Origin of the sequence: Streptomyces sp. YS-3, from assembly GCF_045257485.1 — a bacterium.
In the GTDB taxonomy this organism is placed as follows: domain Bacteria; phylum Actinomycetota; class Actinomycetes; order Streptomycetales; family Streptomycetaceae; genus Streptomyces.
Genome location: NZ_JBJHPC010000136.1, coordinates 1 through 13,861, shown reverse-complemented (window position 1 = coordinate 13,861; position 13,861 = coordinate 1). Strand labels below are relative to the sequence as shown.

The 13,861-nt window shown below is 72.1% G+C and carries 10 protein-coding genes; 6 read left to right on the top strand and 4 right to left on the bottom strand.

Features of this window, described 5'->3' with window-relative positions; translation table 11 throughout:
• Nucleotides 1–1,550: flavin-containing monooxygenase (locus ACJA3G_RS14210; protein WP_406553319.1), on the bottom strand; the 1,550-nt coding region annotated here is incomplete at its 3' end.
• 222 nt (nt 1,551–1,772) lie between these two features.
• On the opposite strand from ACJA3G_RS14210, the gene ACJA3G_RS14205 reads away from it, so the two are divergent.
• Nucleotides 1,773–2,387: a MerR family transcriptional regulator gene (locus ACJA3G_RS14205; protein WP_406553321.1), complete on the top strand. Its 615-nt coding sequence runs from the start codon at nt 1,773–1,775 to the stop codon at nt 2,385–2,387.
• Between the two features lie 173 nt (nt 2,388–2,560).
• On the opposite strand, the gene ACJA3G_RS14200 is transcribed toward ACJA3G_RS14205, so the two are convergent.
• Nucleotides 2,561–5,848 carry a S41 family peptidase gene (locus tag ACJA3G_RS14200; protein ID WP_406553318.1) on the bottom strand — a complete coding sequence of 1,096 codons (3,288 nt, stop codon included), beginning with the start codon at nt 5,846–5,848 and terminating at the stop codon, nt 2,561–2,563.
• Nucleotides 5,849–6,002: 154 nt separating this feature from the next.
• On the opposite strand from ACJA3G_RS14200, the gene ACJA3G_RS14195 reads away from it, so the two are divergent.
• Nucleotides 6,003–6,578 carry a TetR/AcrR family transcriptional regulator gene (locus ACJA3G_RS14195; RefSeq protein ID WP_406553317.1) on the top strand — a complete coding sequence of 192 codons (576 nt, stop codon included), beginning with the start codon at nt 6,003–6,005 and terminating at the stop codon, nt 6,576–6,578.
• 97 nt (nt 6,579–6,675) lie between these two features.
• On the top strand, nt 6,676–8,898 hold the full coding sequence (locus tag ACJA3G_RS14190) for an MMPL family transporter (protein ID WP_406553316.1): 2,223 nt from the start codon (nt 6,676–6,678) through the stop codon (nt 8,896–8,898).
• Between the two features lie 123 nt (nt 8,899–9,021).
• On the opposite strand, the gene ACJA3G_RS14185 is transcribed toward ACJA3G_RS14190, so the two are convergent.
• Nucleotides 9,022–9,372, bottom strand: a complete 351-nt coding sequence (locus ACJA3G_RS14185) for an SsgA family sporulation/cell division regulator (RefSeq protein WP_406553315.1) — start codon at nt 9,370–9,372, stop codon at nt 9,022–9,024.
• 201 nt (nt 9,373–9,573) lie between these two features.
• Here ACJA3G_RS14185 and ACJA3G_RS14180 point away from each other — a divergent pair, with 201 nt between their 5' ends.
• From ACJA3G_RS14180 to ACJA3G_RS14170, 3 genes are read left to right on the top strand one after another with little or no spacing between them, the layout of a single operon-like run.
• A complete protein-coding gene (locus ACJA3G_RS14180) occupies nt 9,574–10,635 on the top strand; it encodes an energy-coupling factor ABC transporter permease (protein ID WP_406553314.1) in 1,062 nt (353 codons plus the stop codon).
• A gap of 1 nt (nt 10,636) precedes the next feature.
• Complete coding sequence (gene cbiQ / locus ACJA3G_RS14175) at nt 10,637–11,398, top strand: cobalt ECF transporter T component CbiQ (protein ID WP_406553313.1); 762 nt, start codon at nt 10,637–10,639, stop codon at nt 11,396–11,398.
• Nucleotides 11,374–12,180, top strand: a complete 807-nt coding sequence (locus ACJA3G_RS14170; RefSeq protein WP_406553320.1) for an energy-coupling factor ABC transporter ATP-binding protein — start codon at nt 11,374–11,376, stop codon at nt 12,178–12,180. The genes cbiQ and ACJA3G_RS14170 overlap by 25 nt, the downstream gene beginning before the upstream one ends.
• Before the next feature lie 22 nt (nt 12,181–12,202).
• Here the strand turns inward: ACJA3G_RS14170 and ACJA3G_RS14165 are convergent, their stop codons facing one another.
• Nucleotides 12,203–13,363: a serine hydrolase domain-containing protein gene (locus tag ACJA3G_RS14165; protein WP_406553312.1), complete on the bottom strand. Its 1,161-nt coding sequence runs from the start codon at nt 13,361–13,363 to the stop codon at nt 12,203–12,205.
• Nucleotides 13,364–13,861 lie beyond the last annotated feature (498 nt).

The following is a 13,861-nucleotide window of genomic DNA, read 5'->3' as shown; positions in this document are numbered from 1 at the left end:
GGGGCGGTGGGGTTCGCGTCCGGCTCGCGGGCGCCGCGCGGCGCGGTGGGGGCCGGTTCGGCGGCTCCGGCGCGGACCACCTCGTACTCCCCGAGGTCGACCTCGCGGGTCGCCCTGCGGAACTCGCCGGTCGTACCGGGCCAGATGGTGGTGTTGCGGCCACTGGCGTCCAGGTACCAGCTGGTGCAGCCGCCGGTGTTCCACACGGTCCGCTTCATGCGCTCCTGTACCCGCCGGTTCCAGGCGCCGACGGCGGAGGGCCGGGCGGCGAGCGCCACGCGTCCGCCCAGCACGTCCAACTGCCGCAGATAGTCGGCCATATAGCTGAGCTGCGACTCGATCATCAGGATCATCGAGGAGTTCCCCAGGCCCGTGTTGGGCCCGATGATCGTCATCCAGTTGGGGAAGCCCGCGGCGGTGGCGCCGCGCAGCGACTCCATGCCGCCCTTCCACGCCTCCGCCAGCGTGTGGCCCTCCGCGCCGATGACGCGGTCGGCGATCGGCATGTCCGTGACGTGGAACCCGGTGCCGAAGATGATCGCGTCGGCCTCGGTCTCGGTCCCGTCGGCGGCCACCAGGGTGGAGCCGCGCACCTCGCTGAGCCCGGAGGCGACGAGGTCCACATTGGGCTGGGCGAGCGCCGGGTAGTACTCGCTGGACAGCAGGATGCGCTTGCAGCCGATGCGGTAGTCGGGCGTCAGCTTGGCGCGCAGGGCCGGGTCCTTGATGGCCCGCGCCATGTTCCGCTTGGCCAGCGACTCGACCAGGCCGAGCTCGTTGGGCCGTTTGGTGAAGGCGCTGACCTGCAACTCCCTGATGCCCCACAGCAGTCCGCGGCGCGCGGCCCCGGTGAACGGCAGCTGCCGGTGCAGCCAGCGCTCGGGTGCGGTGATCGCCCGGTCCATCCGCGGCATGACCCACGGCGGGGTGCGCTGGAAGAGGGTGAGGGTGCGCACCTGGGGCTGGACGGCGGGGACGATCTGGATCGCGGAGGCGCCGGTCCCGATCATGGCGACGCGCTTGCCGCGCAGGTCGTAGTCGTGGTCCCAGCGCGCGGAGTGGAAGACCTTGCCGGGGAAGGTGTCGAGCCCGGGGATGTCCGGGATCTTGGGGTCGGAGAGCGGCCCGGTCGCGGAGACGACGACATCGGCGTGCAGGACGGTCCCGCCCGCGCACTCGATCACCCAGTGCAGCCGCTCGCCGTCCCAGCGCATCAGGGTGACCTCGTGGCCGAGGCGGATGTGCGGGCGCAGCCCGAAGGTGTCGGCGACGTGCTCCAGATAGGCCCGGATGTGCTCCTGTCCGGAGAAGGTGCGCGGCCAGTCCGGGTTGGGCGCGAAGGAGAAGGAGTACAGGTGCGACGGCACGTCGCAGGCGCAGCCGGGATAGCTGTTGTCCCGCCAGGTCCCGCCGACCGACCCGGCCCGCTCCAGGACGACGAAGTCGGTGATGCCCTCCCGCCGCAGCCGGACCGCGGCCCCGAGGCCGCCGAATCCGGATCCGATCACCGCCACCCGTACGTGCTCGGGCTCGCGCTCGTGCTGGACCATGCCACCGCCTCCATGCAGGACGTCTGTGCGGAGAGTCTGAAAGACGCGAAACACTGCCAGTAATCACTGGCACAGTTGGAGGGTAGAGCAGCGGCATACCGAGCGGTAGGGGTCCGCCGGGGAAAGTTACCGGCGGTACAACATAGGCTGGCGGACGTGGCAGACGCAGGAGTGGGGAGCGGGGCCCAGGGCGGCGTCGCGGGCGGGCCCCGGGAGTACCGCATGGAGGAGCTGGCCGCCGAGGCCGGCATCACCGTACGCACGCTGCGGTTCTACCGCGAGCGCGGCCTCATCCCGCCACCGCGCCGCGAGGGCCGGATCGCCTGGTACGACGAGCGCCACCTCGCCCGGCTGCGCACCATCGCCGCCCTGCTGGAGCGCGGCCACACCCTCTCCGGCATCGCGGACCTGACCGCCGCGTTCGAATCCGGGCGCGACGCGGGCGAGGCGCTCGGGCTGGTCGAGCCGACCGAGGAGACCCCGGTACGGCTGACGCCCGAGGCCCTCGCCGACCACTTCGCGGGCGAGGTGACCCCGGAGAACCTGGCGGCGGCGCTCGACCTCGGCTATCTCGCCGTCGACGGCGAGGAGATCGTCCACATCAGCCGCCGGCTGCTCGACGTCTCGGCCGCGCTGGTGCGCGAGGGGGTCCCGCTGGCGGCGGTGCTCGCGGCGGGCCGGGAGGTCCGCGCCCACGCGGACGCGCTGGCCGCGCTCTTCGTCGACCTGCTGCGGACCCACGCCCCGGACGAGGATCTCTCCCGGTTGCGCCCTCTGGCCAAGCACGTGGTCGAGGCCGAACTCTCCCTCGCGATGGACCGCCGCCTGGCGGACTGAGCGGCTCGGTATTCGTCCGCGGGCCGAGGTGGGCTGGTCGCGCAGTTCCCCGCGCCCCTGAATGCCCGTGGCTGAGCCGAGTACTCCGGCTGCGGCGCAGTACCTGAGGGGCGCGGGGAACTGCGCGACCGGCCACAGACGGCCCGCGGACGCATCGCGGCCCGCACCGAAGCTCACCGAGGGGGAAGTTCCGGTCGTCGCCGGTCCGGGGCGCCCGTGTAGCCGGGGGGCATGGCCGCCGGGGTGCCGTGCAGCAGGTCGAGCGCGAGGCGTACCGCGTCGTCGAGCTGAGCGTGCCGGCCCTCCGCCCAGTCCAGCGGGGTGCGCAGGATCTCCAGGTCCGGCTCGACGCCGTGGTTCTCGATGGACCACTGGTAGCCGTCGAACCAGGCCGCGTTCATCGGCACGGTGATCACCGTGCCGTCCCCCAGGGTGTGGCGGCCGGTCATCCCGACCACCCCGCCCCAGGTGCGCTGGCCGACCACCGGGCCCAGGCCGAGCAGCCGGAAGGCGGCGGTGATCATGTCGCCGTCGGAGGAGGTCGCCTCGTCGGCCAGGGCGACCACCGGGCCCCTGGGCGCGTTCGAGGCGTAACTGACGGGCTGGGCGTCCCGGGTCAGGTCCCAGCCGATGATCTTGCGGGTGAGCTTCTCGATGACCAGCTCGCTGATGTGGCCGCCCGCGTTGCCGCGTACGTCGACGATCAGCGCCGGGCGGGACATCTCCAGCCGCAGGTCCCGGTTGAACTGGGCCCAGCCCGAGCCGCCCATGTCCGGGATGTGCAGATAGCCGCACTTGCCGCCGCTCAGCTCCCGTACCACCGCACGGCGCTTGGCCACCCAGTCCTGGTAGCGCAGCGGGCGCTCGTCCACCAGCGGGACGACCGCGACCCGGCGGGAGCGGCCCCCGCCCTCGGCGGGCCGGAAGGTGAGTTCGACGGTGGTGCCGCCCGAGCCCGCGAGCAGCGGGTAGGGGCCGGCCACCGGGTCCACCGGGCGGCCGTCGACGTGGGTGAGCACCGCGCCCTCGCGGATACCGGTGCCGGCCAGCGGGGAGCGGGCCTTGGAGTCGGAGGAGTCGCCGGGCAGGATGCGCCGGACCATCCAGCCCTCCTCGCGGTGGACGAGGTTGGCGCCGAGCAGCCCCTGGGGGCGCTGGTAGTGGGGCGGGCCCTCGTTCCTGCGGGCGGCCGAGACGTAGGCGTGCGAGGTGCCCAGCTCGCCCAGCACCTCGCGCAGCAGATCGGCGAACTCGTCGGGGGAGGCGACCCGTTCGACCAGCGGGCGGTACTGGTCGAGGACCGCCTTCCAGTCGATGCCGCACATCTGCGGCTCCCAGAAGTAGGCGCGGATGATCCGGCCCGCCTCGTCGAAGGCCTGGCGCCACTCCGAGGGCGGGTCCACCTCGTGCAGGATCCGGCGCAGATCGAGGTAGATGGTGGAGTCGGTGTCCCCGGACTCGGTGGCGGGCACGGCCCGCAGGTCGCCCTCGTCGACGACCACCAGCCGGCTGCCGTCGCCGCTCACCGCGAACCAGTCGAGGTGGTCGACGAGTTCGGTCTTGCGCGCCTTGGTGATGTCGAAGTGCTCCAGGGTCGGCCGCCCCGAGGTGTCCGCCGGGTTGGCGAAGGTCTCACCCAGCGCCCCCGAGATCGGCCAGCGCAGCCACACCAGGCCGCCGCCGGAGACCGGGTGCAGCGCCGAGTACTTGGAGGCCGCCACCGGGAACGGCGTGACCCTGCTCTCCAGACCCTCCACCTCCACCGTGACCGTGCCGTCGCCCGACTCCTCCAGCGGATCCAGCCCGCCCGCGGCCGGGCGCCCGTCGGGCAGCAGCGCGAAGGGCGAGGGGGTGGCCGAGGAGAGCGGGACGAGATACGGGCGGCAGCCCAGGGGGAAGGAGAGGTCGCCGGTGTGGACGTCGTAGACCGGGTCGAAGCCGCGCCAGGACAGGAACGCCAGATAGCGGCCGTCCCGGGTGAAGACCGGGTTCTCGTCCTCGAAGCGGCCGTTGGTGACGTCCACGATCACCCGGGCGCCGGGACCGGCGATCCGGGCCATCTTGATCTGGCGCAGCGAGCGGCCGATGCCCGGGTGCGACCAGGTCAGCCAGCAGCCGTCCGGGGAGAACGCCAGGTCGCGCACGGGCCCGTTGATCGAGCGGATCAGCTCGGTGACCTCGCCTTCGGACTCCTCGGTGACGTCGATCAGCAGCAGCCGGCCGTCGTGCGAGGCGATGGCCAGGCGCTCGCCCTCCGCGTCCGCGATCAGCTCCTGGACCCGGCCGAGCTCGCCGGAGGCCAGCCGCCTGGGCTCGCGGTCGCCGCTGGCCCGGGGGAGGTAGGCGATCTCCACCGCGTCCTCGCCGTCCGCGTCCGTCACGTACGCCACCTGGCCGCCGGTGCCGAGCATCTCGGGCAGGCGCACCCGGACCCCGGCGGTGTCGGTGATCGTGCGGGCGGGGCCGTCGCGGTGGGTGAGCCAGTACAGGCTGCCGCGCACCACGACCGCGCTGGCCCGGCCCGTGGTGTCGACCGAGAGCGCGTCCACATGGCTGGCGGCGGGCACCTGGTACGTACGCCGTCCGGCGCGCGGGCCGCCCAGGCGCACGTCCAGGCGGCGCGGGACGGAGTCGGGGGTGAGCGCGTCCACGATCCACAGGTCGCCCGCGCACTGGTAGACCACCCGGCGCCCGTCCGAGGAGGCGTGCCGGGCGTAGTACTCGTCGTGGTCGGTGTGGCGGCGCAGGCCGGAGCCGTCGGGCAGACAGGAGTAGAGGTTGCCGACGCCCTCGTGGTCGGAGAGGAAGGCGATCCGGTCCCCGACGAACATCACCGAGTCGAGGTGGCCGCCGATGTCCGGCAGGAGGCGCTCGCCGTGCAGCCACAGCCGGCCCATGGCGCCGCCCCGGTAGCGCTTCCAGGCGGCAGGCTCGTGCGGCGGCTTGCCGGTGAGCAGCAGGGTGCGGCGCTCGCCGTCGAGGTCGGCGCAGGCGATGTCGGAGACCGGGCCCCAGGGCAGCCGCCCGCCGGGGGAGCCGTCGGTGGGGACGCTGTAGGCCCAGGAGAAGTACGAGAAGGGCTGGCCGTGCGAGGAGACGGCCAGGATGTGGCCGTCCGGGGTCCAGCCGCAGACCCGGGTGTCGGGCGAGCCCCAGTAGGTCAGCCGCCGGGCCGGGCCGCCGTCGACCGGGGCCAGATGGATCTCCGGGTCCAGGCTGCGCCAGGTCGTGTACGCGATCCGGGAGCCGTCGGGGGAGAACCGGGGGTGGCTGACCTTGGTGCGGTCCACGGTGATCCGCCAGGCCCGCGACGGGCTGTGGCCGGCCGGGACGAGCGGGGCGACCCACAGGTCGTCCTCGGCCGCGAAGCAGAGCAAGTCGTCGTGCAGATGGGGGAAGCGGAGGTAGGCGCCGTCGGTGACGGGCGCCGGCTGCTGGTCGTCCTCGGGTGCGTCGCTCACTCGTCAATGCTTTCCGCGCTACCGGGGTGCGGCAACTTATGGAGCCCTCACAGTTGTGGCACAGAACACAAGCGAAACGGTTTCGTTTCGATCAGCCCCGGCGATATCGTCGGAGGTGTACGAAACCGTTTCGTTCGGATGGGAGGTCGAGAAGATGGCAGGCAGGCTCACCGCCGAGCGTGAGGCGGAGCTGTACGAGTCGGTCCTCGACCTGCTGCGCGAGGTCGGCTACGACGCCCTGACGATGGACGCCGTCGCCGCCCGTACCCGCTCCAGCAAGGCGACCCTCTACCGTCAGTGGGGGAACAAGCCGGAGCTGGTCGCGCGGGCGCTGCGGCACAACAAGCCGGTCGCTCTCCACGAGATCGACACCGGCTCGCTGCGCCGCGACTTCCACGAGCTGGTCGGTCTTGAGGACGACTGCAAGCTGGAGAAGGACTCCGCCCTGATGCGGGGTCTGATGCGCGCCGTCCACGACAACCCCGACCTCCACCAGGCGCTGCGCGAGGTGCTGATCGAGCCGGAGATCACCGGTCTCGACCAGGTGCTGCGGCGCGCGGTGGACCGCGGCGAGGTCCGCGCGGACTGTCCCGCGCTCCCCTTTGTCGTACACATGCTGGTCGGCGCCTTCGTCGCCCGGCAGCTCGTCGAGGACCGGCCGATCGACAAGGCCTTCCTCGGAAACTACATCGACGCCGTGGTCCTCCCCGCCCTCGGCGATCCCGTCTAGCTCCCCACCAACCTGCCCCACCTGACGTACGCCGCTCTCGTCGTCGGGCTGGTTATCCACGCCCTGTAAGCCAACGACCGACCGGGAGTACGCCCTCGTGGCCACGTTCCTCTACCGACTCGGCAGGTTCGCCTTCCGGCGCCGCCGCTATGTCGCCCTGGTGTGGGTGGCGCTGCTGTTCCTCGCAGGATTCGGCGCCGCGTCCGCCTCCACTCCTTCCGCCAGCTCCTTCTCGATGCCCGGCACCGAGGCTCAGAAGGCCTTCGACCTGCTGGAAGAGCGCTTCCCGGGAGGCAGCGCCGACGGCGCCACCGCCCGTATCGTCTTCAAGGCCCCGGCCGGCAAGAGCATGAAGGACCCGGCCCCCAAGGCCGAGGTGAACAAGGTCGTCTCCGACCTGCCCAAGGGGTCCGACCAGGTCGCCTCGGTGACCGACCCGTACCAGGCGAACGCCGTCTCCAAGGACGGCTCGACCGCGTACATATCCGTGAAGTACAAGGTCAACGGCATGGCCCTGGAGGACAGCGACCGCAAGGCGCTGGAGGACTCCGGCAAGGCCGCGCAGAAGGCCGGGCTCACCGTCGAGATCGGCGGTGACGCGCTCCAGGCCAAGCCCGAGACGGGCTCCGGCGAGATCATCGGTGTGGTGATCGCCGGCATCGTGCTGATGATCACCTTCGGCTCGCTGATCGCGGCCGGCCTTCCGCTGATCACCGCGATCATCGGCGTCGGCATAGGTGTCTCCACGATCACCGCGCTCGCCAACGTCCTGGACCTCGGCAACACCACCTCCACGCTGGCCTCGATGATCGGCCTCGCGGTCGGCATCGACTACGCGCTGTTCATCGTCTCGCGCTACCGGGCCGAGCTCCGCGAGGGCCGCGAGCGCGAGGAAGCGATAGGCCGGGCCGTCGGAACGGCCGGTTCCGCGGTCGTCTTCGCCGGTCTGACCGTCGTCATCGCGCTGTGCGGCCTCGCGGTCGTCAACATCCCGATGCTCACCAAGATGGGCGTGGCCGCGGCCGGTACGGTCGTGATCGCGGTCCTGATCGCGCTCACCCTCATCCCGGCCGTCCTCGGCTTCGCGGGCAAGCGCGTCTTCGGCCGCCGCACCCGCAGGAAGATGGACGCGGGCACAGCCCAGACGCCTGGCGAGACCAAGCCGAACATGGGCACCCGCTGGTCCAGCTTCGTGCTGCGCCGGCCGATCTGGGTGCTGCTCGCCGGTGTGATCGGGCTCGGCGCGGTCGCCATCCCGGCCGCCTCCCTGGAGATGGGTCTGCCCGACGACGGCTCGCAGCCGACCTCGACGACCCAGCGCCGCGCCTACGACACGCTTTCCGACGGCTTCGGTCCGGGCTTCAACGGCCCGCTGATGATCGTCGTGGACGGCGCCGGGGCGTCCGGCGGTGCCAAGGCCGCGGCCGACCGCACCTCCGACACCATCAAGAAGCTGCCCGACGTCGCCGAGGTCATGGCGCCCGCCCTGAACAAGGCCGGCGACACCGCGACCATCACGGTCATCCCGAAGTCCAAGCCGTCCTCCACCGAGACCGAGGACCTGGTCCAGTCGATCCGGGACGCGGGCAAGGACATCAGGTCCGAGACCAAGGCCGAGGTCCTGGTCACCGGCGCGACCGCGATGAACATCGACTTCTCCAAGCGCATGAACGACGCGCTGCTGCCCTATCTGGCGCTCGTGGTGGGCCTGGCCTTCCTGCTCCTGATGGTGGTCTTCCGCTCGGTCCTGGTCCCGCTCAAGGCGGCCCTGGGCTTCCTGCTCTCGGTGGTCGCCGCCCTCGGCGCGGTCGTCGCGGTCTTCCAGTGGGGCTGGCTCGGCGGGCTCTTCGGGGTGGAGAACCCCGGCCCGATCATGTCGATGATGCCGATCTTCATGGTGGGCGTGGTCTTCGGTCTGGCCATGGACTACGAGGTCTTCCTCGTCACCCGGATGCGCGAGGCGTTCGTCCACGGCGAGCGGCCCGGCCAGGCCATCGTGACCGGCTTCCGGCACGGTGCCCGGGTGGTCACGGCCGCCGCGGTGATCATGATCGCGGTCTTCTCCGGCTTCATCGGGGCCAGCGACCAGATGATCAAGATGATCGGTTTCGCCCTGGCGATCGCGGTCTTCTTCGACGCCTTCGTGGTCCGGATGGCCATCGTCCCGGCGGTGCTCGCGCTGCTCGGCGCGAAGGCCTGGTGGCTGCCGGGCTGGCTGAACAGGATCCTGCCCAACGTCGACGTCGAGGGTGAGGGCCTCAAGGCCCACGCGGCGAAGGCGTCCGACGGCGACGACGACCGCGAGCTCACGCGCGTCTGACCCGCGGGACACCCCCGTAACGCCCACGGCCTGTGGGGACGGGACCGTGCGGCGAGCCGGCCCCTACGCATCACGCGTAGGGGCCGGCTCTTTCGTTGCGTACCTGCGGCTACGCCGGGACGACTACGGCCGTCCGCTCGGCGCGGCCGTGGCGCTGTAGGTGTGCCGCAGAAAGCGGACCAGGGGCGCGCTGTCGAACTGGACCACCGCTACTCCGTCCGGGGAGTGGAACTCCAGAACGGTCTGGGCCCGTCCGCAGGGCCAGACCACGATCTCGCCGCGCCGGGTCGGTCCGCGCAGCCCGGCCTCCAGGAGCGAACGCGGAAGGACCCACTCGCTGCCCCCGGGGAAGGCGAAGCACACGGTCAGGGGGTCCGCGGCGGGGTCGTAGCGCAGGGCGACCGGAACCGGGCGGTGGTGCGGGGCGTCCGAGACGATCCTCGCGCGGGCGTGTTCCTCGACGGCGGGGGACATCAGTCGCTCCTCACACTCACTCTGCGCAGTCCTTCATGCGCTTTGACATTAAATGTCCCATATTTCTGGGGGCGCGCCGGGCGTGAGAACGGTTGGTAAATCTCCGGCATGCGCTCTTGCGACACATTCGCAGGTGCACGACTATCATCGAGCGGTTCATTCGAATGGTTCCAGCCATCCAGGCCCCAGCGGAGAGCACCCATGCATGTCCCGGACGGATTCATCAACGCCCCCGTCTCCGCGGTAGCCGGAGTCGGCGCGGCGACCGCCATCGCGGTCAGCCTGCGCGGGGCCCGACGTGAACTCGACGAGAAGACGGCCCCGCTCGCGGGTCTGGTCGCGGCGTTCATCTTCGCCGTGCAGATGCTGAACTTCCCCGTGGCCGCCGGCACCAGCGGCCATCTGCTCGGCGGCGCGCTCGCGGCGATACTCGTCGGCCCGTACACCGGCGTCCTCTGTGTCTCGGTCGTGCTCCTCATGCAGGGCATCCTCTTCGCCGACGGCGGCCTGACCGCGCTCGGCGTCAACATCACCGACATGGCGATCGTGACGACGGTCGTGGCGTACACCGTCTTCCGCGGCCTGGTGAAGGTGCTGCCCCGCAGGCGGAGCTCCGTCACCGCGGCCACCTTCGTCGCCGCCCTCCTCTCCGTCCCGGCCGCCGCCCTCGCCTTCACCGCGATCTACGCGGTCGGCGGCACCACCGACGTACCGCTCGGCAAGGTGCTCACCGCGATGGTCGGCGTGCACGTCCTCATCGGCATCGGCGAGGCGGCCATCACCGCGCTCACCGTGGGCGCGGTCATCGCCGTCCGGCCCGACCTCGTCCACGGGGCCCGCGGCCTGCACGCCCCGCTGAAGCTGCGGATCGGCGGCGAACTGATCGACGCCCCCGCACCCGAGCCCGTACCCACGGGAGCCCGCTCCACGCACAAGGTCCGCGCCGCCTTCATCGTCGCCGCCCTGCTGCTGGCCGGTTTCTTCTCCTTCTACGCCTCCGCCTCGCCCGACGGCCTGGAGAAGGTCGCCCACGACAAGGGCATCGACACCCAGGAGAAGAAGCACGCCGCCGAGGACTCGCCGCTCGCTGGCTACTCGGTCAAGGACATCGGCGACGACCGGGTGGCCACCGGCCTCGCGGGCATGATCGGCGTCGGCGTGACGATCGGCGTCGGCAGCGGGATCTTCTGGGCGGTGCGCCGCCGCCGCGGCACCGCCGCCGAGGCCACGCCCACCTCCGTCCCCGAGACGGAGAAGGTCTGACATGGGAGCGGGCCACGCGCACAAGCTCTACCGGCAGGACGCCTCGCCGGTCCACGACCTGCCCCCGCACTGCAAGATCGCGGCCGTCTTCCTCTTCGTCATCGTGGTCGTCTCGACCCCGCGCGAGGCCGTCTGGGCCTTCGGGCTCTACGCGGTGCTGCTCGCCTCGGTCGCGGCCACCGCCCGGATCCCCGCGCTCTTCCTGCTCAAGCGCCTGCTCATCGAGATCCCGTTCGTGACGTTCGCCGTGCTGATGCCGTTCGTGGTGCCGGGCGAGCAGGTGCACGTGCTCGGCGTGTCGATGAGCGTGAACGGGCTGTGGGGCGCGTGGAACGTCCTGGCCAAGGGCACGCTCGGGGTCGCCGCCTCGGTGATCCTGGCGTCCACCACGGACCTGCGGGCCCTGCTGCTCGGCCTCCAGCGGCTCCGGCTCCCGTCCCTCCTGGTCCAGATCGCTTCGTTCATGATCCGCTACGGTGACGTGATCACCGACGAGATGCGCCGGATGTCGATCGCCCGCCGCTCACGCGGTTTCGAGGCGCGAGGGCTGAAGGCGTGGGGCGTCCTCGCCAAGTCGGCGGGCGCGCTCTTCATCCGCTCCTACGAGCGCGGTGAGCGCGTACATCTGGCCATGGTCAGCCGCGGGTACGCGGGTTCCATGCCGGTCATCGACGATGTGACGGCGACCGGTGCGCAATGGCGTTACGCGGCGGTGCTCCCCGCGTCGGCTCTGGTGATCTGTCTGTTGGGGTGGACTCTGTGAACACGTCGGTGACCTCTTCCGGTCTTTCTGCTCCGCCCGCCTCCCTGGAGGTGAGCGGGCTGGCCTTCGCCTACCCGGACGGCCACCAGGCCCTGTTCGGGGTCGACCTGACGGTGGCGCGCGGTGAGCGGGTCGCGCTGCTCGGCCCCAACGGCGCGGGCAAGACGACCCTGGTCCTGCACCTCAACGGCATTCTCATCGGCGGCGCGGGCTCGGTGAAGGTGGCCGGGCTGCCCGTGGAGAAGCGCAACCTCGCCGAGATCCGCCGCCGGGTCGGCATCGTCTTCCAGGACCCCGACGACCAGCTGTTCATGCCGACCGTCCGCGAGGACGTGGCGTTCGGCCCGGCGGCGTCCGGGATGCGCGGGGCGGAGCTCGAGGCGCGGGTGCGTACCGCGCTGGAGCGGGTGGGGATGTCGGAGTACGCCGACCGTCCCCCGCACCACCTCTCCTTCGGCCAGCGCCGACGGGTCGCGGTGGCGACGGTGCTCGCGATGGAGCCGGAGATCCTGGTCCTGGACGAGCCCTCGTCCAACCTGGACCCGGCGTCCAGGCGCGAACTGGCCGACATCCTGCGGGCGCTGGACGTCACCGTGCTGATGGTCACGCACGACCTCCCGTACGCCCTTGAGCTGTGCGCCCGTTCGGTGATCCTCAGCGGGGGCACGATCGCGGCGGACGGGAAGACGGCGGACGTCCTGGCGGACGAGGAGCTGATGCGCACCCACCGCCTGGAGCTGCCGTTCGGCTTCGACCCGCGGGCGGCGGCGGCGAAGGCGTAGGGCGCAACACGCCCTGACCGGTCTACGGGGTGATGGCCTCCCGGACCGCGCGCACCAGGGCCTGGGCGCGCGGGTCGGCGGTGACGCCCTTCTGGTGGCCGTTGGTGACGTAGCCGAAGGCGATGCCGGACTCCGGGTCGGCGAACCCGAGGGAGCCGCCGCGGCCCGGGTGCCCGAAGGAGCCGGGGCCCAGGAGCGGGGACGCGGGGCCGTGGAGCATGTACCCCAGTCCGAAGCGGGTGTTGACGACGAGGACGCGGTCCGGGCCGCTCGACTCCTCGGTACGGGCGAGGGCGACGGTGGCGGGCGCGAAGAGCCGCCGTCCGTCGACGTCCCCGATGGTGGCGGCGTAGAAGCGGGCGAGGCCGCGGGCGGTCGAGATGCCCGCCGAGGCGGGGAGTTCGGCGGCGCGGTAGACGGGGTCGTTCTCGTCCGGGAGCGGGTCGATGGCGCCGAAGGCGCGGCGGGTGAGGGAGGCGGGGTCGGCGTAGGCGGCGGCGACGGCGGGCTTGGGGCGCAGGGTGATGCCGCCGGGAGCGTCCGGCGCCTCCACGGGACCCACGCGCCCGACCCTCGGGGCCTCCTCCGCCGGGAGCCCGATCCAGAAGTCGGCGCCCAGCGGCCGGGCGATCTCCTCGGCGACCCAGCGGCCGATGGAGCGTCCGGTGACGCGGCGGACGAGCTCGCCGAGCAGCCAGCTGTACGTCTGGGCGTGGTACCCGTGCCCGGTCCCCGGCTCCCAGAACGGCGCCTGCGCGGCGACCGCGACCGCCCCCGACTCGCCGTCGGCGGCCTCGGCCGGGGTGAGGGGCCGGTCGAGGGCGGGGACGCCGGCGCGGTGGGAGAGGAGGTGGCGGACGAGGGCGCGGTCCTTGCCGCCCGCCTTGAACTCGGGCCAGTACGTGGCGACGGGCGCGTCCAGGTCCAGCTGGCCCCGCTGGTGGAGGAGGAGGGGGACGGCGGCGGCGACGCCCTTGGTGGCGGAGCGGACGAGCTGGGCGGTGTCGACGGCCCACGGGGCGTGCCCGTCGACGTCCTTGGTCCCGGCCCACAGGTCGACGACCTTCCGGCCGTGCCGGTAGACGGCCACGGCCGAGCCGTGGTCGCCGCGGTGGGTGAAGTTCCGGAGGAAGGCGTCCCGGACGGGTTCGTACCCCGGGTCCGTCGATCCCTGCGCGTCCACGATCCGCTCCTGTTCGTGCCGGCGCCGGGGGGTCGACGCGTGTCGGTCCATTGAACGTGGTGGCGGGGGGACGTGTTCCCCGGGGCCCTGTTTTGCCCGGGGGTTGTCTGCGGGYCGGTGGTGGGCTGGTCGCGCAGTTCCCCGCGCCCCTTTTTGGCCGGGGGGTTGTCTGCGGGCCGGTGSGTGGYTGKYCGCGCAGTTCCCCGCGCCCCTGATCCGCCCGGKGGTTGTCTGCSGGTTGTCTGTGGCTGAGCGCGCAGTTCCCCGCGCCCCCTATCGGGCCGGAGCTTCGACTGCGGGTGTGCTGTGGCCGGTCGCGCAGTTCCCCGCGCCCCTGATCCGCCCGGGGGGTGTCTGCGGGGTGCCCGTGCCCCTGGGTGGTTAGGGGCGCGGGGAACTGCGCGGGCAACCCTCCACGGTCCGCAGCCGAAAGGAGCGCGTCATGAGGGGCGGGGCGCAGCCCCAGGAAGCGCCACTCACCCCCGGAGGGTTTAGGGA

Excerpts from the sequence above, each read along its gene's own strand:
- ACJA3G_RS14205 (WP_406553321.1), top strand. The coding sequence starts at position 1,773 with ATGGAGGAGCTGGCCGCCGAGGCCGGCATCACCGTACGCACGCTGCGG.
- ACJA3G_RS14195 (WP_406553317.1), top strand. The coding sequence starts at position 6,003 with ATGGCAGGCAGGCTCACCGCCGAGCGTGAGGCGGAGCTGTACGAGTCG.
- cbiQ (WP_406553313.1), top strand. The coding sequence starts at position 10,637 with ATGGGAGCGGGCCACGCGCACAAGCTCTACCGGCAGGACGCCTCGCCG.
- ACJA3G_RS14180 (WP_406553314.1), top strand. The coding sequence starts at position 9,574 with ATGCATGTCCCGGACGGATTCATCAACGCCCCCGTCTCCGCGGTAGCC.
- ACJA3G_RS14185 (WP_406553315.1), bottom strand. The coding sequence starts at position 9,372 with ATGTCCCCCGCCGTCGAGGAACACGCCCGCGCGAGGATCGTCTCGGAC.